This window comes from Burkholderia sp. RF2-non_BP3 (genome assembly GCF_001522185.1).
Classification (GTDB): Bacteria; Pseudomonadota; Gammaproteobacteria; order Burkholderiales; family Burkholderiaceae; genus Burkholderia; species Burkholderia diffusa.
On sequence record NZ_LOSU01000003.1, the window covers coordinates 25153 to 46236 of the forward strand.

19 protein-coding genes are annotated in these 21084 nt (G+C 68.9%); 3 read left to right on the plus strand and 16 right to left on the minus strand.

Translation table 11 applies throughout. From position 1 onward, the window contains the following. Positions 1-27: 27 nt before the first annotated feature. The 7 genes from WS45_RS00980 to WS45_RS01010 are packed head-to-tail and all read right to left on the minus strand — an operon-like array spanning position 28 to position 6656. Positions 28-1197 carry an acyl-CoA dehydrogenase family protein gene (locus WS45_RS00980; protein WP_059691343.1) on the minus strand — a complete coding sequence of 390 codons (1170 nt, stop codon included), beginning with the start codon at positions 1195-1197 and terminating at the stop codon, positions 28-30. Continuing rightward, a complete protein-coding gene (locus WS45_RS00985) occupies positions 1194-2003 on the minus strand; it encodes an enoyl-CoA hydratase family protein (protein ID WP_059537705.1) in 810 nt (269 codons plus the stop codon). Before WS45_RS00985 ends, WS45_RS00980 begins: the two co-directional genes overlap by 4 nt. A gap of 25 nt (positions 2004-2028) precedes the next feature. After that, a complete protein-coding gene (locus tag WS45_RS00990; protein WP_059697678.1) occupies positions 2029-3117 on the minus strand; it encodes an NAD(P)H-dependent flavin oxidoreductase in 1089 nt (362 codons plus the stop codon). Continuing rightward, positions 3114-4040 carry an enoyl-CoA hydratase gene (locus tag WS45_RS00995; RefSeq protein WP_059691345.1) on the minus strand — a complete coding sequence of 309 codons (927 nt, stop codon included), beginning with the start codon at positions 4038-4040 and terminating at the stop codon, positions 3114-3116. The genes WS45_RS00990 and WS45_RS00995 overlap by 4 nt, the downstream gene beginning before the upstream one ends. Positions 4041-4048: 8 nt before the next feature. Further along, positions 4049-4846: a CoA-transferase subunit beta gene (locus WS45_RS01000; protein WP_059691346.1), complete on the minus strand. Its 798-nt coding sequence runs from the start codon at positions 4844-4846 to the stop codon at positions 4049-4051. A gap of 10 nt (positions 4847-4856) precedes the next feature. Continuing rightward, positions 4857-5750, minus strand: a complete 894-nt coding sequence (locus WS45_RS01005; RefSeq protein WP_059537693.1) for a CoA transferase subunit A — start codon at positions 5748-5750, stop codon at positions 4857-4859. Positions 5751-5759: 9 nt separating this feature from the next. Further along, positions 5760-6656, minus strand: coding sequence for a VOC family protein (locus tag WS45_RS01010; protein WP_059697680.1), 897 nt, complete (start codon positions 6654-6656; stop codon positions 5760-5762). Positions 6657-7210: 554 nt separating this feature from the next. Here WS45_RS01010 and WS45_RS01015 point away from each other — a divergent pair. Then, positions 7211-8797 (plus strand): hypothetical protein, encoded by a 1587-nt coding sequence (locus tag WS45_RS01015; protein ID WP_059697682.1) that lies wholly within the window; start codon positions 7211-7213, stop codon positions 8795-8797. A 10-nt stretch (positions 8798-8807) separates the two neighbouring features. Here the strand turns inward: WS45_RS01015 and WS45_RS01020 are convergent, their stop codons facing one another. The 9 genes from WS45_RS01020 to WS45_RS01065 all read right to left on the minus strand — a co-directional run bounded on the left by WS45_RS01020 (position 8808) and on the right by WS45_RS01065 (position 18787). Beyond that, on the minus strand, positions 8808-9431 hold the full coding sequence (locus WS45_RS01020) for a hypothetical protein (protein WP_373557217.1): 624 nt from the start codon (positions 9429-9431) through the stop codon (positions 8808-8810). Between the two features lie 832 nt (positions 9432-10263). After that, the gene (locus WS45_RS01030; RefSeq protein WP_059691351.1) at positions 10264-11037 is read right to left on the minus strand and encodes an SDR family NAD(P)-dependent oxidoreductase; all 774 of its coding nucleotides are present in this window, start codon (positions 11035-11037) and stop codon (positions 10264-10266) included. A 37-nt stretch (positions 11038-11074) separates the two neighbouring features. Continuing rightward, on the minus strand, positions 11075-12661 hold the full coding sequence (locus tag WS45_RS01035; protein WP_059697686.1) for a FadD3 family acyl-CoA ligase: 1587 nt from the start codon (positions 12659-12661) through the stop codon (positions 11075-11077). 46 nt (positions 12662-12707) lie between these two features. Beyond that, a complete protein-coding gene (locus WS45_RS01040; RefSeq protein WP_059697742.1) occupies positions 12708-13757 on the minus strand; it encodes a ferredoxin--NADP reductase in 1050 nt (349 codons plus the stop codon). Between the two features lie 10 nt (positions 13758-13767). Continuing rightward, a complete protein-coding gene (locus WS45_RS01045) occupies positions 13768-13959 on the minus strand; it encodes a hypothetical protein (RefSeq protein WP_059697688.1) in 192 nt (63 codons plus the stop codon). Positions 13960-13996: 37 nt separating this feature from the next. Next, a complete protein-coding gene (locus tag WS45_RS01050; RefSeq protein WP_059951051.1) occupies positions 13997-14515 on the minus strand; it encodes a flavin reductase family protein in 519 nt (172 codons plus the stop codon). Then, positions 14515-16272: an FAD-dependent oxidoreductase gene (locus WS45_RS01055; RefSeq protein WP_059697690.1), complete on the minus strand. Its 1758-nt coding sequence runs from the start codon at positions 16270-16272 to the stop codon at positions 14515-14517. Before WS45_RS01055 ends, WS45_RS01050 begins: the two co-directional genes overlap by 1 nt. Before the next feature lie 10 nt (positions 16273-16282). Beyond that, entirely contained in the window at positions 16283-17476 is a 1194-nt protein-coding gene (locus WS45_RS01060; RefSeq protein WP_059697692.1) for an acyl-CoA dehydrogenase family protein, read from the minus strand. A gap of 171 nt (positions 17477-17647) precedes the next feature. After that, positions 17648-18787 (minus strand): LLM class flavin-dependent oxidoreductase, encoded by a 1140-nt coding sequence (locus WS45_RS01065; RefSeq protein ID WP_059537661.1) that lies wholly within the window; start codon positions 18785-18787, stop codon positions 17648-17650. Between the two features lie 258 nt (positions 18788-19045). On the opposite strand from WS45_RS01065, the gene WS45_RS01070 reads away from it, so the two are divergent. Next, positions 19046-19396 carry a VOC family protein gene (locus WS45_RS01070; RefSeq protein ID WP_057925050.1) on the plus strand — a complete coding sequence of 117 codons (351 nt, stop codon included), beginning with the start codon at positions 19046-19048 and terminating at the stop codon, positions 19394-19396. A gap of 282 nt (positions 19397-19678) precedes the next feature. Further along, entirely contained in the window at positions 19679-21067 is a 1389-nt protein-coding gene (locus WS45_RS01075) for a DHA2 family efflux MFS transporter permease subunit (protein ID WP_059697694.1), read from the plus strand. The last annotated feature ends 17 nt before the right edge of the window (positions 21068-21084 follow it).

Here is a 21084-nt window from a genome sequence, read left to right on the forward strand (position 1 = left end):
CGTTCAGTGAGGTTGGCGCCGGCGCGCTTATGCGCGCGGCATGCCGAGCATCCGTTCGGCGACGATGTTGCGCTGGATCTCGTTGGTGCCCGCGTAGATCGGGCCGGCCTGCGCGAACAGGAAGCCGTCGAGCCAGTGGCCGAGCGTCGCGTGCTGCGCGGCCGTCTGCGGGACGACCTCGCCGTGCGCGCCGAGAATGTCGAGCGCGGTCTGGTGCATCCGCAGGTCGAGTTCCGACCAGAACACCTTGTTGGTGCTCGACTCCGCGCCGATGTGGCCGCCCTTCAGCAGCCGGCTCGCGGTCGCGTAGGTCGACAGCGCGTACGCCTGCGCATCCATCCATGCGGCGACCACGCGTTCGCGCAGCGTCGGGTCGCGATCCGCGCTGTCGCGGTGCGCGAGATACAGGTCGCGCAGCGCCTGCGCGGTGCGCTGGAAACGGGCGGGCGAACGCAGCATCAACCCGCGCTCGAAGCCGGCCGTCGCCATCGCGACCTGCCAGCCCGCGCCTTCGGCCGCGAGGCGGTTCTCGACCGGCACGCGCACGTCGTCGAAGAAGATTTCCGCGAAGCCCGTCTGCCCGTTCAGCTGGCGGATCGGGCGCACGGTGATGCCCGGCGTCGACAGCGGCACCATCAGGAACGTGAGCCCGTGGTGACGCGACGATTCGGGATCGCTGCGGAACAGCCCGAACAGCCAGTCGGCCCACACCGCGCGGGTCGACCAGATCTTCTGGCCGTTGAGCACGTATTCGTCGCCGATGCGGATCGCCGTCGTGCGGATCGCGGCCATGTCCGAGCCCGCGTTCGGCTCCGACCAGCCCTGCGCCCACACGTGCTCGCCCGCCGCCATCGCCGGCAGGAAGCGCGCCTTCTGCTCCGCCGTGCCGAAATCCATCAGCGTCGGGCCGAGCAGGAAGATGCCGTTCTGGTTCACGCGCATCGGTGCGTCGGCGCGCCAGTACTCTTCCTCGAAGATCAGCCACTCGATCAGGTCGCAGCCGCGCCCGCCCAGCTCGCGCGGCCACGTGACCATGCTCCAGCGGCCCGAATGCAGCGTGCGCTCCCATTCGCGGTGCGCGATGAAGCCTTCCTCGGTGTCGAAACTCGGCAGCCGCTCGCGCGGCACGTGCGCGGCAAGCCATTCGCGGATTTCCGCGCGGAACGCCTGCTGTTGCGGCGTATAGGTCAGGTTCATGCGCGTGCCTCCTCGACGCTGGTCCGTGCGTCGAAATGCGCGTCGCGCTTCTCGACGAACGCGGCGCGCGCCTCCGTCGAGTCGTTGGTCATGTACGCCTGCAGCGTGAAGCCCTGCTCCCAGCGGTACTTGTCCTCGAGGTCGCCGTCCTCGACGCCGTTCAGCGCCTCCTTCGCGAGCCGCACCATCGCCGGGCTCTTTTCCGCGATCTTGCGGGCGATCGCGAGCGCCGCGTCGCGCAGCGCATCGCGCGCGACGACCTGCTCGACCGCACCGAGCCGGTACGCCTCGGCCGCGTCGATCATCTCGCCCGTGAAGTACATCGCGCGGACCTTCTGAACACCGAACAGTCGTTGCAGATGCGCGCCGCCGCCCATTGCGCCACGGTCGATCTCCGGCACGCCGAAGCGCGCGCAGTCGGCCGCGACGACGATATCCGCCGCGCCGCAGATGCCGATCCCGCCGCCGAGCACGAAGCCGTGCACGGCCGCGATCACCGGCTTCGGGTTGCGGTGCACCGCGCGGAACGTCTCGTAGTTGCCTGCGTTGACCGACACGATCCGTTCCGGATGCGCGGCCAGCTCCTTGATGTCGACGCCCGCGCAGAAGCCGCGGCCTTCGCCGCGCACGACGATCACGCGCACGTCGTCGTCCTCGCCGAGCGCATCGAGCGCCCGCGCGAGCGCGTGCCAGCCCTGCGCATCGAGTGCGTTCACGGGCGGATGGGCGATCACCAGTTCGGCGATACCGTCGGCGCGCTCGATCCGGAACGGCATCGCGCCGCCCGGTTGTTTGGATGTAGTCATCTCCACTGCCTCCCTGTGATGTCTTTCAAGCCGCGTGGGCCGCCGCCACGCCGCGCAACGCGGCCAGCGCGTCGAGCCGCGCGCCGGCCTCCGCGACGATCCGCGCGATCAGCGCATCGCACGATTCGATCGCGCCGATCATCGCGGCCGCCTGGCCGCTGGGCAGCACGCCCTCGTCCGGCCGCCCCTCGACGATCGCGCGCTGGATCAGGAACGGTGCGTTCGCGGCCATCAGCGTCTGGCTGGCCGTGTAGTCGTGCGAGCGCAGCGCCTTGATCGCGAGGCCCAGCATGTCGGTCGTGCGCAATCCGTTCTGACGGCGCCACGCTTCGGCCGTCTTCAGTGCAAACAGCGTGCGGCGCAGCGGGCCGAAGCGTTCGAGCTTCAGCAGATATGGGTTGTCGATCATGCGTTGCGGCAATCCGTCGAGCGCGTCCGACACGCGGATCCGCGCCGGATCACCCACCGCCACGTAGCGCTCGAGCGTCGCGCGCGGCACCGGCGACTCGGCGCTCATCAGGAAGCGCGTGCCCATCGCGATGCCGGCCGCGCCGTACGCGAGCGCGGCAGCCAGCCCGCGCCCGTCGAAGAACCCGCCGGCCGCGACGACCGGCACCCGCACCGCGTCGAGCACCTTCGGCAACAGCAGCGTGGTCGGCACCGAGCCCGTATGGCCGCCGCCTTCCGCGCCCTGCACCGTCACGATGTCCGCGCCGAGCTCGACCGCCTTCGCCGCGTGCTTCGGCGCGCCGACGGTCGGCATGCAGACGATGCCGGCGTCCTTGAAGCGGCGGATCGTCTTCGCGTCCGGCCCGCGCCCGTAGCTGACCGCGCGCAGCCGATGCTCGATCGCGAGATCGACCACCTGCGCGGCGTTCTTCTGGAACATGTGGAAGTTGATGCCGAACGGCTTGTCGGTCAGCGCCTTCACCTTCAGGATCTCGGCCTCGACCTGCTCCGGTTCGAGCGTCGCGCCGGCCAGGAAGCCGAAGCCGCCGGCGTTGGCGGTAGCCGCGACGAGCCGTGCATCCGCCACCCAGCCCATCGCGGTCTGCACGATCGGGTAGCGGCAGCCGAGCAGGTCGCACAACGGGGTATGCAGCGTCGTGCTCATGCGGCGGCTCCGTTGACGGCGGCCGCTGCCGCATCGGTCCGCCCTTCGCCTTCCGCCTGCTCCGGCCGGCGCTGCGAGCTGGCCATCTTGCGCGCGTCGTAGCCGCCGAGGCGGTCGCCGCTGACGAGCTCGTTGTGCGCATGCGCGAAGTGATGCCATGCGAAGGCCGCGTCCATCGCCGCGCGCTTGCCCTGCAGTTCCTCGACGTGGTTCAGCGCCTGCTTGGTCAGCGCGAGGCCGAGCCGCGGCATCGTCGCGATCTTCGCGGCGATCGCGTAGGTCGCGTCGCGCAGCCGCTCGCGCGGCACGACGCGGTTGACCATGCCCATCTGATACGCGCGCTCGGCCGGCATCCGCTCGCCGAGAAACAGGAACTCCTTCGCGATGCGTGGGTTCAGCTCGTACGCGTGCGCGAAATACTCGACGCCCGGAATGCCCATCCGCACGACCGGATCCGCGAAGAACGCGTCCTCCGACGCGACGATCAGGTCGCATACCCACGCGAGCATCAGCCCGCCCGCGATGCACGCGCCGTGCACCATTGCGATGGTCGGCTTCGGCAGGTCGCGCCAGCGTCGGCACATCCCGAGGTACACCTCCTGTTCGCGCGCGTAGAGGAATTCGCCGCCTTCCTTGTCGACGTGGTCGTACCACAGCGACGCGCGATCGAACGACTCGTGAATGTCGCGGCCCGGCGTGCCGATGTCGTGGCCCGCCGAGAAATGCTTGCCGGCGCCCGCGAGCACGATCGCCTTCACCGCGTCGTCGTGCGATGCGCGCCGGAACGCCGCGTCGAGCGCGTACGTCATCTTCGAGTTCTGCGCGTTGTGATACTCGGGACGGTTCATCGTGATCGTCGCGATGCCGTCCTCGACCGCGTAGTCGACGACACCGTCGCCGAACGTCATCTGGGTCGCTTCCATGTCGGACCTCATCCGCGGCGCGGCGCCGGATTGTTGCGCACGATCGTCGCGCGCAGGTTGTGAGGGTCGAGCGCACGCACGATGCGCAGGTCTTCCGCGCTCGGCGCGGCGGTCGTGCCGAGTTCCGGTGCGGCTACCAGCGGGAAGCCGGTCGCATCCTGCACCTCGTCGAAGCTCACGCCCGGATGCAGCGAACGCACGCGAATCGCGTGATCGGGGCCGCCGAAATCCATCACGCACAGGTCGGTGACGATGCTGCGCAGGTCGACGAAGGTCTTCATGCCGGGCAGCCGGCGCGCCGGGTTGTAGCCGACCGTGCAGACCATGTCGACTTCGCCTTCGACGAACGTGCGCTTGCCGTGGCCGCTGACGAAGAACGAATTCGCGTGATTCGTCGAGTTGCCGGGGAAACCGCGCGCACCGAGCAGCTGCGTCTTCGGACGCGCGTAGTCGTCGCCGAGCCACGAGATGTTCGCCTGGCCGAAGCGGTCGATCTGTGTCGGCATCACCAGCGCGTGGCGACGGCCGTGCCACAGGCAGTCGAACACGCGTTCGTAGGTCATCCAGCCGCTCGCCTTCACGCGATAGCCGTCGGGACGGGGGCCGAGCGGGACCGGCTCCTCGACGAGATACGCCTCGCCGTCGGTCAGCATCAGCCCGTTGTTGTAGGCGAGCCGCGCGAGGCCGGCCGCGAGCCGCGGGCCCGTGCCGATGCCGGTCGCCAGCACTTCGCCGTCGTCGCGCCAGAGTCGCGCGGACGCTACGATCATCAGTTCCGCGAGGGAATGGTCGAGAGATTCGCTCACAGGCGCTCCTTTACAGAATCGGCAACGGCAGCGTCGTCACATGCGGCAGGCCGCCGACGCCTTCGAGATACTGGCGTTCGTCCTGGCCGACCACGTCGCGCAGGTACGCCGCCGTCTTCGCATCGTCTTCCGCGCTCGCGCAGTACGCGCGCAGGTGCGGCAGGTCCCAGCCGTAGGCCGGCCCGCACGACGTCGGGTGCGCGCCGCCCGGCGCAGGCACGACGCCGGTGACGAGCGAACGCTCGAACGGGTTGCGTTTCGCGGCATCGAGGTCTTCGGTCGCGAGCGACGCGTCGACCGTTTCCGCCGACACGTAGCAGCGCCGCGCGGCGCGCGCCATCCATGCGTCGAAAAACGGATCGGGGCCGTCGATGCGCGTGTTGCCCATCCGGTCGGCCGCGTTCACGTGCAGCAGCGCGACGTCGAGCTCGAGCGCCGGCATCGCGAGCAGCGTCTCGCCGTCGTCGTACGGCGACCTGACCGTGCGCAGCTCCGGCGCGTGATCGAGCAGCGCGGTGCCGAGTCCGGCGCGCGTCGGCAGGAACGGCAGGCGCGCGGCGGCCGCGCGCAGGCCGAGCTGCAGCATCCCTTCGTCGAGTTCGAGCACGTCGACACGGCCCTGTTCGCGGGCGCGGCGGAAATGCGGTTCGAGCGGGATCACGTCCAGCGATACGAAGCCGAACACCACCTTGCGCACCTTGCCCGCCGCGCACAGCAGGCCGACGTCGGCGCCGCCGTACGCGACGACCGTCAGGTCCTTCAGGTTCGAGCGCGCGATCTCGCGCACCAGCGCCATCGGCTTGCGCCGCGGCCCCCATCCGCCGATGCCGATCGTCATGCCGTCGGCGAGTTGCGCGACCACGTCGCGCGCGGACATCGTCTTGTCGAGAGGTTTCATCGTCATCGTGCTGGCTTACCGGTATCCGATGCTGAAATCGTGGCCCCACTGGCTCACCTTGGTGGCCTCGAACACCGCATGCTTCGACCAGTCGACCGTGAGGCCGCCGAAGCCGTATTCGAGATCGAAGCCGCCGGGGGTCTTCATGTAGAACGAGATCATCTGGTCGTTGCAGTGCCGGCCGAGTGTCGCCGACATCTTCACGTCGTGCGCGGCGACCCGATCGAGCGCGCGGCCGACCTCGTCCATCGAGTCGACTTCGGCCATCACGTGCACGCAACCCGACGGCACGGCCATCTCGAACAGCGCGAGACTGTGATGGCGCGCGTTGCGGCAGTGCATGAAGTGAATGCGCTTCTCGGGTTCGGCGGGGTCCGGCGTGAACTTCACGCGGTAGATGTCGGACAGTTCGAAGCCGAGCACGCCGCGCACGAATGCGTCGGTCGCGTCGAACTGCGGCGCGGGCAGTACCGCGTGGCCGAGCCCCATGTCGCCGGTGACGAAGCGCGCGACGCCGAGCGGCGACACGAAGCGGCGGAAGTCGCAGCGCGCGCCCCAGTACAGCTCGTGACGATTGCCGGACGGGTCGGTGCACCACGCCATGGCCTGCACGCGGCGCAGCGCAGCTTCGTCGCGCGTGGCGCGCACGGCTTCGACGCCCGCCCGTTGCAACGCCGCGAGCGCGGCGTCGAACGCGGCGCCGTCGGGCAGTTCCCAGCCCGACGCGAAATAGCGGTCGGACGCGCCGGGGACGATCACGTAGCGGAAATCGCGCTCGTCCATCTTCAGGTACAGCGCGCCGTCGGGTGCGTCGAGCGCCTGCATGCCCAGCACGTCTTCCGCGTAGCGGCGCCACGCATCGACGCGGGTCGCCTCGACGACGACGTAGCCGAGCGCACGGACATCGATCATGTCGGCCTCCTCCAGGTTCAGATTCCGTTGTTCGTGAAAGGATTCTGGCCGGTCGGGGATGGCGTCACATCGTCTGTTGGGACGAGAGCCGGCGGGGGGCGGGAGCGTGGCGCGGCGGGTGCGCGCAGCGAAACGATGCCGCGTTGCTGCGGCGCCGCAAACGACGTCGGTAAAGCGTGGCCGCAGCGACGCGCGGGCATCGGCGACAACATGCGTGCGGCTCAGCCGGAATAACCGGTTCGGCGGATTATCTTTCTTACGGTCGAAACATCAGGAATGCCTGAAAAAATCGGCCGGAATGCTTATTTCTTCTGCGTAGAAATCAACCATTTACCCGCTCACCGGGAATCGTCGTCGATAACCCGGCGTCATGGCGTCTGCCCTGTCAGTACAAGCTGCACGGCCTTCCGCCGGTTTTCTGGAAACGCACTGCGAAGCGTCGAGACAAACTTCGACACGCGCATCATGGACTTCGATCCTTGTAACGGGTATGTTACGCAGGCGGCGTTTAATGTCTTTCATAAATATCAATAACGGCCTACGAGGATGACAAATTGAAAACCACAAAAAACCCGCTTTCGCTGTCCGACCTGTACGAGGCGTCGGCGGCGATGAACCGGCGCGACTTCATTCGCCTCGGCGCGTATGCAGCCGTATCGATGCTGGCCGCATGCGGCGGCGGCGGATCCGACGCACCGCCGCCGGACCCGCACCCTGACGGCGTCTCGCTGACGCTCGCCGTGCAGCAGCCCGCCTCCGGCACCGCCGCGCTCGATGCCCACTTCGCGAGCCTCAGCTTCGAAAAAGCCGACATCAACAACAACTACTTCCGCGCCGACAACACGAACCTGATCGGGCTGCTCAACGCGCTCGGCGGCGGCGTGCTGCGCATCGGCGGGAACAGCGTCGACCGCATGACGTGGGCGCCCAACGGGCCGGGGCAGATCCGCGGGCAGGTGTCGCGTGTCGACGTGGCGCGATTCGTCGCGTGCCTCAAGCAATGTCCCGCATGGAAAGTGATCTACGGGATCAATTTCGCCGGCGCGCGCGGCTCGGTGGCATCGCCGGCGCAAGCGGCCGACGAAGCGCTGTATGTGTCGCAGCAGCTCGGCGGGCAGTTGCTCGCGTTCGAGATCGGCAACGAACCCGATCAATACGGCGACAGCAGGACGCCGAACCTGGCCGGGATCACCTACGGCATCTTCCTGAACGGCGGCACGGTCGCCCAGGGCGCGATCGCGGGATGGAACCAGTTCGCGCAGGCGATCGCGGGCGCCGTCAGCGGCGCCGTGTTCAGCGGGCCGGCCGCCGCCAGCGACACGCCGGGCTGGGCGGAGTCGTTCGCGGCGAGCCAGGGCAGGAACATCGCACTGCTGACCGAGCACTACTACATCAGCAACTACAACGAAAACGCGCCCTCGATCGCCGGGATGCTCGCCTACCCCGATGCGAATCTCGTGACGGCCCTGCAAAACATGCGGTCCGCCGCGCAGAAGGCCGGCGTGCCGTTCAGGATGGACGAGACCAATTCGTATTTCAACAGCACGAAGCCGGCCGGCGTCAGCAACGTGTTCGCGAGCGCGCTGTGGGCGATCGATTTCATCTTCACGCATGCGCAGTACGGCGCGAGCGGCCTGAATTTCCACAACAACGGATCGGTCGCGAGCTATACCGCGATCGCCGATTCGCAAGGCGAAGTCACGGCCGTGCAGCCGCTCTATTACGCGCTGCTGTTCTTTTCGCAAATCTTCGCGGGCGGCGGCGCAGGTGAATTCCTGAATACGACGCTGAGCGCGAGCACGGCGGCCGTGAGCGCATTCGCGGTCGCGACCAGTCAGGGCGCGACCTACGTCATCATCAACAACAAGGATACGGTCAGCACCGCAAACGTTACCGTCACGCTCGGTTCGCAGGCGTCGCGCGCGACGGTGATGACGCTCGCTTCGTCAGGTGACGCAACGGGCGCCCAGCTCGCCAATCCGGGCATTTACAACGGCGGGACACCGATCACGTTCGGCGGGCAGGCGGTCGCGCTGAATGGCGCATGGAACGGCACGCCGCAGCAGACGCTTGCCGTGGCGAATCGGCAGGTGACCGTGAAGGTGGCACCGGTGAGCGCCGCGCTGATTCGCATCCAGTAGCACGTCCGGCTCAGAACCGGTACGAGATCCCGATCTGCAGCACCGGATACCACCGATACCGCGACATCATCCGGTTCAGTTCGTCGAGGCCGCTGGAGGCCAGGACCTGGCTCTTCTGCGGTCCGGCCGCGGCGGCGAGTTCCGGCGACAGCGTGTACGAGCAGCGCGGGATTCCGTATGCGACGCCGATGTCGGCGACGAAGCCGAGCCCTTTCGACGCCGGCCGATGCCCATAACCGATCCCGACATACGGCATCACGGTCGGATAGCGCGCCTCCGCGACCGCGTACATGCCGGGCAGCGCCGGGTAGCGCTTGCCGGCGAACACGTAGGTGCCGTTGGTCGGCACCGACACGCCGCGGATTTCGTCGTCGTTGAAGCGCAGTCCGATCGTCGCGCGAAAGCCGCTGCCGCGCCATGGAAAGATGTCCGCATACAGGCCGCCTTGCCGCAGCTTGATGTCGTCCTGATAGCGATTGCCGGCCACGGTGAAGTCATGCGTCAGATTGATCGCATTGAAATCCGCGTGTGCGCCCAGCACCGAGTTGAAGCTCACGGCCGCGCCGATGCCGACGCCTTGCGTGCCGCCCTGCAGGTAGATTTCCTGCGCGTGCGCGCCAGCCGCGAACACCATCGCCAGCGCTGCCCATTGGTTCACTGTCGTTTTCACGGGCGTCTCCCCGACATGTGCCGGGCGAGCCGACCCGCCGCGTGCAGCGCATGCCGCCACGCGCAGCGGGTCCCCCGGCACGACATCTTGCAAGCAAGCTTGCTGTTTGACGGATCGCACGTGCGGTGTCCGTTCGTGTCGCCGATATGACGCATCGCGCGTCCGACACGACCGGCCGCCATCCCGCGGCGCGATCCGATCCCCGATATTTCGATGTCGTTGCGTGCCGCTCCCGCGATTCGTGGTTGCCATCGATCGCGGTTATGTCGAGCAGCCCCGGCCTAACCGCAAGGGGTGTGCCATGCGGCGCGGATCGGCGCGGGGCAAGCGTCGCGGCCTGACGTGCGGGGTTACGCGGGAGGGAATCGACGGAAATGTTTCAGGAACGCATCTGTTTTCGGGGCGTCAGCGTCGTGCCCGATGCCGAAAAACAGCGCATCGGGCAGAGCGACGCGCATCGTGCAAGCGTGCGCGGCCGTCGGCAGACGCGAAGTCGCGACGGCCGGCAAGCGCGTGTGTCGCCACGCCCGGAAGAAAATGTTTCATCGACGTGACTTCGCACCAGCCGTGCGTGGTCTGGGATGCGAGATCGTGCGGTGCGGGTCAGGGTGAATACCGAGGACGGTGCGTGCGCAACCAGTCTCTGGTGAGATGGTCGGTCATGCGCGTCGATGCATGCAATGTGGGCCGACGATCCCGTTCGCCGGCGGTGTGCAGATTCGCCGAATTCGGTGCCGAGAACAACTGACGCGTTCGTCTGCCAAGCCCGCTCGCCCGAGCGGGCCCCATGCATCCGCTACAACCCGTACCCACCGGACACATTCAACTGCTGCCCCGTGATGTAATTCGCGCGATCCGACGCGAGAAACACCGCCGCGCGGCCGATATCGTGCGCCTTCCCCCAGCGCTTGAGCGCGAGCATGTTCTGCGTCTCGTCGATCCACGCCTGGTCGAACTGCCCTTGTTCGAGCAGCACCGGAAACATCCCGGCCTCGATCACGCCGACCAGAATCGAATTCGCGCGAATCTCGTGACGGCCCTCCTCGCGCGCGAGCCCCCTCACGAGCGCCTCGTTCGCCGCCTTCGGCGCGACCGACAATCCATCGCGATCCGGCCAGCGCAGATGCCCGGCCGAGCCGAGCGTCACGAACGACCCGCCGCCCGACGCGCGCAAATGCGGCAACGCGGCCTTCGCCGCATTGAAGAAGCCGACCGTCTCGACCTCGATCGCGCGCCGCCAGTCGTCGTGCGTCATGTCGCCGATATGGCGCTGGTTCACGAACGGGCCGGCCGCCCACACGATCGTATGCACGCGACCGTGCGCGTCGATCGCGGCCGCGAGCGCCGCATCGATCTGCGCGGGATCGGTCACGTCCACGCGATGCGTGGTGGCCGCGACACCCGTGCCGCGCAGGTCGCGCGCGACACGCTCGGCCACGTCGGCCTTGCTGCGATAGCCGAGCGCGACCGGCACGCCGGCACACGCGAATTCGCGCGCGACGCCCTGCCCGATCCCGCCGCTGCCGCCGAACACGAGCACTGCGCCTTGCGGAAATCCGTTGTCGTTCATGCGTTCATCCCGTTGGTGACGTATCGCGCGCCGGCGGTCAGGCCGCCGCTTCGGTGCCCGCGCGCAGCCGGTACTTCAGCACCTTGCCGGCCGCGCTCGTCGGCAGTTGCTCGACGAACGTGAAATGCCGCGGCACCTTGTAGTTCGCCATGTTGCTGCGCGCCCAGTCGTTCAGCGCGGTGGCGTCGGTGTGCGCGCCGGGACGCAGCACGACGTATGCATGCCCGACTTCGCCGAGCCGCGTATCGGGCACGCCGACCAGCGCAACCTGCGCGATCGCCGGGTGCGCGGCCAGCAGCCGCTCGATCTCGGCCGGATAGCAGTTGAAGCCGCCGACGATGAACATGTCCTTGATCCGGTCGGTGATCTTCAGGTTGCCGTTCGCGTCGACGCAGCCGAGATCGCCGGTATGCAGCCAGCCGTCCGCGTCGACGGTTTCGCGCGTCGCGTCCGGCTGGTTGAAATAGCCGCGCATCACGTTGTAGCCGCGCACCCAGATCTCGCCGGTCTCGTCCGGCCCGAGCGCCGCGCCGTCCTGCCCCGCGATGCGCAACTCGACGCCCGGCATCGGTCGGCCCGAGGTGGAGGCGACCGTCTCCGCGTCGTCGCCATGCCGGCACAGCGTCGCGAACCCGCACGATTCGGTCAGCCCGTAGCCGGTCAGCACGGTCTCGAAGCCGAGCTCCGCGCGCATCCGCTCGATCAGGCTCGGCGCGATCGCGGCCGCGCCCGTCACCGCGATCCGCAGCGACGACAGGTCGCGCGTCGCGCGATCGGGCGCGTCGAGCAGCGCGTAATACAGCGTCGGCGGGCCGGGCAGCACCGACACGCGTTCGTCGGCGATGCGCCGCAAGACGTCGGCCGGCTGGAACACGAGATGCGGCAGCACGGTCGCACCGCTCGACAGTGCGGCGAGCCAGCCCGCCTTGTAACCGAACGTATGGAAAAACGGATTGACGATCAGATAGCGGTCGTCCTGGCGCACGCCGGCGATCGCGGCCCACGCCTGTGCGGCCCGCAGGTTCTGGCCGTGCGCGGTCATCACGCCCTTCGGGCGGCCCGTCGTGCCGGACGTGAACATCAGGTCCATCACCGTATCCGGTGTCACCTGCGCCTCCCGCTTGCGCACGGCGGCGAGCGACACCGCCGCGCCGCGCGCGAGGAACGCGTTCCAGGTTTCGTCGCGCGCGCCGGACGGCGGTTCGCCGTCGAACACGACGACACGTTCGAGCGTCGCGGGCCGATGCGGCGCGAGCATCGCCGGATAGGATTCGCCGAGGAAGGTGCCGCAGCAGAACAGCAGCCGCGCGCCGCCGTCATGCAGGATGCCGCCCACCTCCATGCCCTTCATCCGTGTGTTGACCGGCACGAGAATCGCGCCGACGGTATGGATCGCCAGCGCCGCGACGATCCATTGCGGCAGGTTCGGCGCCCATACGGCGATCCGGTCGCCCGCGTCGATGCCGCTCGCGAGCAGCGCGCGCGCCGCCTCGAGACGCGCCGCGTCGAGTTCCGCATAGGTCAGCCGGCCGTGCTCCGACTCGATCGCCGGATGCGCGCCGTGGCGCGCGGCAGCCCGCGCGATCAGCGCGGGCGTGGTGAGGATTTCGTTGTCCATCGTCATAGGCATCGCAACAGGGTTGCCGCGCGCGCCGCCGGCGCGCCACGGCTCAATCGGGGAACACCACGCGCAGCGCGTCGCTCGCGGGCCGCGCGCGGCAGGCGAGCGTCCAGCCGGCCGCGATCTCGTCGTCGTCGAGCACGTGGTTATCGTCGAGCGCCACCTCCCCGCGTTCGACGCGGCACATGCACGCGCCGCACTGCCCCATCCGGCAGGAATTCGGCGCGGGCAGGCCGGCGCGCAGCATCGCGTCGAGCAGCGTTTCGCCGGGCGCGCTGTCGAAGGCGAACGCCTCGCCGTCGAGCACCGTCTCGATCGCCGCGCCGTCGCCGGAGTCGGCCGCGGAAGTCGCCGCGGACGATGCCGCCGCGTCGCCCTGCGCCGGCGCATCGGGCAGCGACGCGAAGCGCTCGACATGCACGCGCGCGCGCGGCAGCCCGAGGCCGAGCATCGCGGCCAGCGCGTTCTCCATGAACATCGCCGGCCCGCAGATGAACGTTTCCTGCTGGCTGAACGGCCGCGCGAGTTCCTCGAGATGCCGCTGCTGCGGCACGCCCTGCACGCTGTCGAGCCAGTGGATCACGCGCAGGCGACCCGGATGGCGGTGCGCGAGCTGCTGCAGTTCGTCGCGGAAAATCACCGAGCGCTCGTCGCGGTTCGCATAGATCAGCGTCAGCATCCCGCGGCCGTGCACGAGCGCGGATTTCAGGATCGACAGCACCGGCGTGATGCCGCTGCCGCCCGCGAACAGCAGCAGGTCGCCGTCGAGCGTGCGCGGCGTGAACACGCCGGCCGGCGGCAGCACGTCGAGCGCATCGCCCGCACGGATGCGGTCGCACAGCCAGTTCGACGCACGGCCGTCGCGCACGCGCTTGACGGTGATCTTCGGTGCCGCGTCGATGCCCGGCGCGCTCGACAGCGAGTAACAGCGCGCGACGGCCGCATCGGCGCACGGCACGTTCAGCGTCAGGAACTGGCCGGGCCGGTACGCGAACGCATCGCGCAACGCGGCGGGCACGTCGAACACGATCGAGCATGCGTCGTCGCTTTCGGCGATGACGTCGGCAACGGTCAGCCGGTGAAAACGGGAATCGCTCATCGCCGTCCCCTCATGCCGCACCGGCCGCATCCCGGCCGGTTTCGCCCGCGCGGATCCGTGCCGAGTTCGACGCGAGCGCCGGCGCGATGCATGCGAACGCGTTCAGCACTTGCGTTGCCGCAGCGCCGATCAACTGCACAAGCGCTTGCATGATCGTTGTGTCCGCATCGTTCGCGATATTGCGGTTCAGTCTGCGTGTCATGAGTCGTCTCTTTCCGATGCGGTAAAGCGCGCGGCCGTCACGCGGCCGCGCGGTTCGCGGGCGCGCCCGGCGTCGTATATGCGCCGTCGAGATAGACGAGCGGATCGACGTCGCCGCTCATCAGCACTTCGCGGATTCGTCCGATGAACACCGTATGCGTGCCGTATTCGAAACGGCCGTCCTGCTCGCACACGAGGCTCGCCTGCGAATCGTGCAGATACGGGACGCCGAGCGGCGACGTGCGCCACTCGCCCGTCGTGAAGCGCGCCTCGCCCTTCAGGCGGCCGCTGCAGTCGATCGCGATGCCTTCGTGGCGTGCCGACAGCACGTTCACGCAGAACGGCGCGCCCGCGTCGAGCGGCGGATACAGCGACGCATTGCGGTTGATGCAGATCAGCAGCGACGGCGGCTCGGTCGACAGCGAATCGACCGCCGTCGCGGACATCGAGTAGCGCCGGCCGTCGTGCGCGCTGCTGATGACCGTGACGGAGCGCGCGAGGCGGCGCATCGCCAGCAGCATGTCGGTGCGCAGCGGATGGGTAGTGAGATCGCTCATCATTGGACTCCGTCAAGTTCAGTCGTGGACGGCCGGTCCGACCGGCCGCCGGCGTCGGCCGCTTGCGCGGCCAGGTGGTCGGCGGCGATGAACCCGAAGGTCATCGCCGGACCGAGCGTCGAGCCCGCGCCGGGGTAGCTCGCGCCCATCACCGATGCACTGGTGTTGCCGATCGCGTACAGGCCGTCGACCGGCGCGCCGTCGGCGCGCAGCACGCGCGCGTGCGCGTCGGTGACGAGCCCGCCCTTCGTGCCGATGTCGCCCGCGTCGATCCGCACCGCATAGAACGGCGCCTCGTCGACCGGCCCGAGACACGGATTCGGCTGGTTCCTCGGATCGCCGTAATACGTGTCGAACAGGTTGTCGCCCTTGCCGAACGCTTCGTCGATACCGGTTGCCGCATAACGCGCCATGTCGCGCAGCGTGTCGTGCAGCCCCGCCGCGTCGACGCCGATCCGCGCGGCGAGCGCATCGATCGTGTCGGCCTTCACGAGCACGTCGCGAAACGCGTCCGGAATCCGCGAATCGGGCATCATCGGCGCCGGCATGATCGGACCGCACGGATACTTGCGGCGAAAGCGCGCGTCGAACACCATCCACGCCGGCACGCACGCGCCGGTGCGCGCATGGTCGCGATACATCGCCGGCACGAATTCGGAATACGGCGCGGCTTCGTTGACGAAGCGCTTGCCGAGGCCGTTGACGATCACGCAGCCCGGCAGGTTGCGTTCGACGAACAGCGCGCGCTGCTTCTCCTCGCCCGCGACGCCGACCGTCGGCGCGCCCCAGACGTGTTCCATCAGCGCGAGCGCGCCGCCGAGCCGGTGGCCTTCGGCGATCGCGTCGCCGGTGTTGGCCGGCGGCGTCGCGCTCCATCGCATCTGCGTCGGTTGCGGCAGGTAGCGTTCGCGCATCGGCTGGTTGCGCTCGAAACCGCCCGCGCCGAGGATCACGCCGCGCCGCGCGACGATCGTCACCGGCTGCCCGAAGCGCTGCGCGCGCACGCCCGTCACGCGGCCGTCGACGTCGAGCAGGTCGCGCATCGGCGTGTCGAGCCAGACGGGCACGTTGCGTTCGAGCAGCGCGTGGCGCAGCCCGCCGATCAACGCATTGCCGAGCGTCAGGCGCCGGTCGCGCCGCGTGCGGCGACGCACGCCGACATCGAGCCAGTAGCGGCCGAATTGCGCGATCGCGAGCTTCATGAAGCCCGGCCCGCGCGAGAACAGCGTGTGCGCTTCCTTGGACGTCACGGCCACGCGGCCGCCGATCAGCGTGCCGGGCGACGGCGGACGCAGCCGGTCGAGCTCGTCGCCGAGCAGCGCACCGTCGAACGGCAGCGGATCGAGCGCACGATAGCCCGGCATCGCGCCCGGCAGCTTCTGGAAATAGTCCGCGTACTTCGGTAGCGCCTGGTAGCGCACCGGCGTCTTCGTTTCGAGGTAACGCAACATCTCGGGCGCCTGATCGAGATACGCGTCGAGCCGCTCGCGCGACGATGCGCCGGCCGTGCACGCGTCGAGATAGCGGCGCGCGGCCTCGCGCGTATCGGTCGCGCCGAGTTCCGCGATATGGTGGTTGCACGGTATCCAGATGCCGCCACCGGAGATCGCCGACGTGCCGCCGTACAGCGCCGTCTTCTCGATCACGACGACGGACAGCCCGCGGTCGGCCGCGCGGCATGCCGCGAGCAGCGCGCCCGCGCCCGAGCCGACGACGACGACGTCGAACACGTATTGCTGCGCTTGCGTGTCGTTCATCGCGGCCTCGTCAGATGAAGTAGTCCGTGTTCTCGCGGCCGAGCATCACGGCGCCGAGGTTCTGGCCGAAGCGGTCCACGTTGTTCGCGTAGTGCGCGCGGGCCGCGTGCAGGTCGAGGAAGCGGCGCACCAGCGGATTGCGGTGATAGATGCCGTTTCCGCCCGCATAGCGCAGCAGCGCGTTCGCGGCCTGCGCGCAGCGCTCGGCGACCTGCGCGGACTGGTAGCGGAAATGCACGCGGCGCTCGATCGACACGGCCGGCCCGCCCGTCACCGACTCCATCAGTTCTGCGAAATTGCGCTTGAGCAGCACCTTCATCTCGTCGATCGCGACGGCCGCGTTGGCGCACGCGTTCTGTGCACCCGGATCGTCGGTCGTCTTCGCGCCGCTGTTGGCCGACACGCGCGTGGCCGCATAGCCGGTGAAATCGTCGAGCGCGCCCTGCAGCGCGCCGATGCACGACGTGCACACCGCGCGCACGAAGATCTGCGCGAACGGCAGCTTGAACAGCGGCGCGTCGTTGACGGTCAGGCCCGGGCTCGTGCCCATCATCCCGTCGAGCGCCTTGTGCGTGCGATACGCGGGCACGAACGCGTCGTCGACGACGATGTCGTGGCTGCCCGTCGCGCGCAGGCCGAGCACGTCCCAGTCCTGCTGGATCCGGTAGTCGGATTTCGGCAGCAGGAACGTGCGGTATTCCGGCGGCTGGCCGGCCTCGGCTGCCGGCACCAGCGCACCGAGGAACACCCATTCGCACAGTTCGCTGCCGCTCGAGAACTTCCAGTGGCCGGACAGGCGGAAGCCGCCTTCGACCGGCGTCACGCGGCCGACCGGCATGTAGGTCGACGCGATCAGCGTCGCGGGATCCTTGCCCCACACGTCCTGCTGCGCGCGTTCGTCGAACAGCGCGAGCTGCCAGTTGTGCACGCCGACGACGCCGTACACCCATGCCGTCGACATGCAGCCGCGCGCGAGCGCCATCTGGATGTCGAAGAAGGTCTGCGGATCGAGCTCGTAGCCGCCGTAGCGCTTCGGCTGCAGCACCTTGAAGAAGCCGGCGGCCTGCATGTCGGCGATCGTCTCGGCCGGGATGCGGCCCAGCGCTTCCGCCTGCGTGGCGCGGCCGGCAAGCGTCGGCGCCAGCGCCTCGGCCCGGGCGATCAGGGTGGCGGCCAGTGCGTTCGAATCGTTGTCGCGGTGCACGAATGTCTCCTGTGATACGGGGCGCGCGCGGCGGCGCTCATCCCGGTCTCTCTCTAAGTGGTTCGTCGCGGCCGGCGCCGCGAGCGGGGGCTCCTGCCGACGATGCTCGGGCTCGCGCGGCCGCGCCGCATCGTCCGAAGGGACGACGGGCGCGGCGCGGCCCGGCCCGCCTTACGCGCAGGCGCGCTCCTTCTCCTTGTTGAAGAACGGGATCACGTGCTCGCCGATGTTGCGGATCGTCTCCATCTGCGCGTCGTGCGGCACCGTGCCCATCTGGCAGAGGAACAGCACTTCGTCGACGCCCGCTTCCTGCAGGCGGCCCACGTAGCCGATGCAGTCGTCCACCGTGCCGTACGCATGGTTCGGGTTCATCATCGCGAGCGCCGGATCGGCGAAGTTCACGACGACTTCCTCCGACGCGAAGCGCGAACGGATCACCATCTCGCCGGTGTCGGCCTGCACGAGGTCGTCGCCCCACTTCGCCGGGTCCGGACGCTCGCCGCCCGTGTACCAGTACGCGAGCGATTCCATGAAGTAGCGCTGGCCGCGGATGCCGATCTTGCGGGCCTTCTGGCCGTCGGCCATCACGACCGTCGGGCACAGCGCCGCGAGGTGCTGGGTCGGGCGGAAGCCGACCTGGTCTTCCGGCTTGCGGTTCGCCCATGCCTCGCGATAGATCGCGTTCTTCTTCGCGACTTCGTCGGGGCCGCCGAAGCCGAGCACCAGCGCGCCCATCCCGCGCTGGCCGGCACGCAGCAGCGCGTCGGTGTTCGTGCAGGCGAGGTACATCGGCGGATGCGGATCCTGGAACGGCTTCGGGTGGATCGGACGCTTCGGAATCTTGATGTACGTGCCGTCGTGCTCGATCTCGTCCTGCACGAACATCTTCGGCACCAGGTACATCGACTCGTCGATCATCGGCTGCAGTTCGTTGAGGTCGTAGCCGAACGCGCCCGCTTCCTGCTGGCTGCCGCCCTTGCCGACGCCGAAATGCACGCGGCCGCCCGACAGGATGTCGAGCAGCGCGACGCGCTCGGCCACCTTGATCGGATGGTTCATCGCCGGCGGCAGGCACACGACGCCGTGACCGAGGCCGATGCGCGTCGTGCGCCCGGCCAGGTACGCAAGGAAGGTTTCCGGCGCGCTCATGTGCGCATAGTTGGTCAGCGACGTGTGCTCCACGCACCAGATCGTGTCGAAACCGACCTGCTCGGCCAGCAGCGCCTGCTCGACCGTCTCCTTGAACACCCGGTGGTCGCCCTCGCGCGATGCGTCGGTGGTCTGGGCTTCGTAGATGAGGGAAAACTTCATTGCGTGCGTCTCCATGTATGTTGGACGAGTCGGGGTCGTGCAGCCGCCCGCACGATACGGACGAATAGCGACGGTCCACGGATGGGAGTGTCGGCGCGCGGGCCCGCACGGGCATCGTCTGTTTGGAGTAACGGCATGCATGCGGGGACAGAGGGGTTTCACCGTCATCCGAACAGACTGCGTCGCGGCCGGCACCGCGCGCTAGCATCGAACGACGGCCCGGTGCGGCCGTACACATCACGACGAGGGAGAGAGGGAATGAAGGTATCGATGCTGCTGTACCCGGTCGACGACATCGACACGGCCTTGCCGCTGTTCGTCGACGGGCTCGGCCTGAACGTGAAGTTCCGCGACGGCGACCGCTATTGCGCGCTCGACGGCGGCCCGCTGACGATCGCGCTGGTGGCCGGCGACGAGCAGATCGTCGAACGCGCGGCGCTCACGCTGCGCGTGGACGAGGACGACGACCTGTACGCGGCGATGGCGCGGGTCGTGAAGGCCGGCGCGTCGGTGCGCGTGCCGGTGCAGGCGGGGCCGCACGAATACCGCGCGGTGCTGGAGGACCGCAACGGCGCGCTGCTGGTGATTTCGCAGAAACGCGCCGCGTGACGCGGCCACGTGTGGCGCGCGTGCCACGCGATCCGGCCGGCGGGAACCCGGCCGGATGCCGCGGGAACGGTCGGTGTCGGGTCATGAGCTAGACGGGATCGAGCGCCCCGCCGCTTCATCGGCACGTTCGATGACGGTCAATGCGCTCGGGCAGCTTCCCGATGGCCACCGGAATCGGTACCATCGAACGCTTGAAGACCGGCCGTGCGCCGGCGCGAGCCTGCCGGGCCGCGTCGCCCGTCACGTCGCCGCCGCGCCGGTCGCCGCACTTGCCGTTTCGTCATGTCCCGCGAACCCTCACACTCCGCGCTGCTGTGGATCGTCGCCGCCGCGTTCTTCATGCAGTCGCTCGACACGACGATCGTCAACACCGCGCTGCCGTCGATCGCGCAAAGCCTGCATGCGTCGCCGCTCGCGATGCAGCCGGTCGTGGTCGTCTACACGCTGACGATGGCGATGCTCACGCCGGCGTCCGGCTGGCTCGCCGACCGGTTCGGCACGCGCCGCGTGTTCTCGCTCGCCATCCTGGTGTTCTCGCTCGCGTCGATCGGCTGCGCGGCGTCGCACACGCTCGGCCAGCTCGTCGTCGCGCGCGCCGTGCAGGGCATCGGCGGCTCGATGCTGCTGCCGATCGGGCGGCTCGCGGTGTTGCGCCGCGTGCCGGGCGAACGGTACGTCGCGGCGATCGCGTTCGTGTCGATCGCCGCGCAGCTCGGCCCGATCGTCGGGCCGACACTCGGCGGCTGGCTCACGCAGGCGATTTCCTGGCACTGGGTGTTCATCGTCAACGTGCCGGTTGGCATGGTCGGCTTCCTCGCGGTGCAGCGCTTCCTGCCGCACGATCAGGCGACGCAGCCGCCGCCGTTCGATTTCGTCGGCTGCGCGCTGCTGTCGGTCGCGATGATCGCGCTGTCGCTCGCGATCGATCCGCCGATGCCCGCGCACCGCAGCGGCTGGACGATCGGGCTCGCCGTGCTGGGCGTGGCGAGCGCGCTCGCGTACCTGCCCCATGCGCGGCGCCGTGCGCAGCCGCTGTTCCGGCTCGGATTGTTCCGCGAGCCGAACTTCGGTGGGGGGCTGCTCGGCAACCTGCTGTGCCGGATCGGCACGAGCGCCGTGCCGTTCATGCTGCCGCTGCTGATGCAGGTGCAGCTCGGCTATACGCCGCTGCGGTCGGGGATGATGATGCTGCCGGCCGCGATCGCCGGCGTGATCGCGAAGCGCTGGATCGCGCCGCTCGCGAAACGCTTCGGCTATGCGACGTTCCTGGTCGTGAACACGGGGATCGTCGGCTGCACGATCGCGGGGTTCGCGCTGGTCTCGGCACGGCCCGCGCCGGCGCTGGAGATTGCGTTGCTGATCATGTTCGGCGCCGCGAACTCGATGCAGTTCGCCGCGATGAACGCCGTGACGCTGAAGGGCCTGTCGCACGCCGACGCCGGCAGCGGCAACAGCCTGTTCACGATGATGCAGATGCTGGCGATGGGGCTCGGCGTGTCGATCGGCGGCGGGCTCGTGAACCTGTTCGCCGCGCATTGGGGCTCGATGGCGAACGGCTTCGTGCTGTCGTTCGTCTGCATGGGCTCGGTCACGCTGCTGTCGTCCGTCGTGTTCCGGCGGATCGATGCCGCCGCGCCGCCGAGGCCGGTCGCGCCGCGCCCGTCCGCGTAAGCGGCGCCACGGGCGGG

Bases quoted from the DNA above. Each gene is read 5' to 3' on its own strand.
- WS45_RS01020 (WP_373557217.1), bottom strand. From the start codon at position 9,431: ATGGTGTTCGCGGCTGGCGCGCACGCGCAGGAAATCTACCTGCAGGGC.
- WS45_RS01065 (WP_059537661.1), bottom strand. From the start codon at position 18,787: ATGAAGTTTTCCCTCATCTACGAAGCCCAGACCACCGACGCATCGCGC.
- WS45_RS01045 (WP_059697688.1), bottom strand. From the start codon at position 13,959: ATGACACGCAGACTGAACCGCAATATCGCGAACGATGCGGACACAACG.
- WS45_RS01005 (WP_059537693.1), bottom strand. From the start codon at position 5,750: ATGACGATGAAACCTCTCGACAAGACGATGTCCGCGCGCGACGTGGTC.
- WS45_RS01010 (WP_059697680.1), bottom strand. From the start codon at position 6,656: ATGATCGATGTCCGTGCGCTCGGCTACGTCGTCGTCGAGGCGACCCGC.
- WS45_RS01070 (WP_057925050.1), top strand. From the start codon at position 19,046: ATGAAGGTATCGATGCTGCTGTACCCGGTCGACGACATCGACACGGCC.
- WS45_RS01030 (WP_059691351.1), bottom strand. From the start codon at position 11,037: ATGAACGACAACGGATTTCCGCAAGGCGCAGTGCTCGTGTTCGGCGGC.
- WS45_RS01040 (WP_059697742.1), bottom strand. From the start codon at position 13,757: ATGAGCGATTCCCGTTTTCACCGGCTGACCGTTGCCGACGTCATCGCC.
- WS45_RS01050 (WP_059951051.1), bottom strand. From the start codon at position 14,515: ATGAGCGATCTCACTACCCATCCGCTGCGCACCGACATGCTGCTGGCG.
- WS45_RS01055 (WP_059697690.1), bottom strand. From the start codon at position 16,272: ATGAACGACACGCAAGCGCAGCAATACGTGTTCGACGTCGTCGTCGTC.
- WS45_RS00980 (WP_059691343.1), bottom strand. From the start codon at position 1,197: ATGAACCTGACCTATACGCCGCAACAGCAGGCGTTCCGCGCGGAAATC.
- WS45_RS00985 (WP_059537705.1), bottom strand. From the start codon at position 2,003: ATGACTACATCCAAACAACCGGGCGGCGCGATGCCGTTCCGGATCGAG.
- WS45_RS00995 (WP_059691345.1), bottom strand. From the start codon at position 4,040: ATGGAAGCGACCCAGATGACGTTCGGCGACGGTGTCGTCGACTACGCG.
- WS45_RS01075 (WP_059697694.1), top strand. From the start codon at position 19,679: ATGTCCCGCGAACCCTCACACTCCGCGCTGCTGTGGATCGTCGCCGCC.
- WS45_RS01035 (WP_059697686.1), bottom strand. From the start codon at position 12,661: ATGACGATGGACAACGAAATCCTCACCACGCCCGCGCTGATCGCGCGG.
- WS45_RS00990 (WP_059697678.1), bottom strand. From the start codon at position 3,117: ATGAGCACGACGCTGCATACCCCGTTGTGCGACCTGCTCGGCTGCCGC.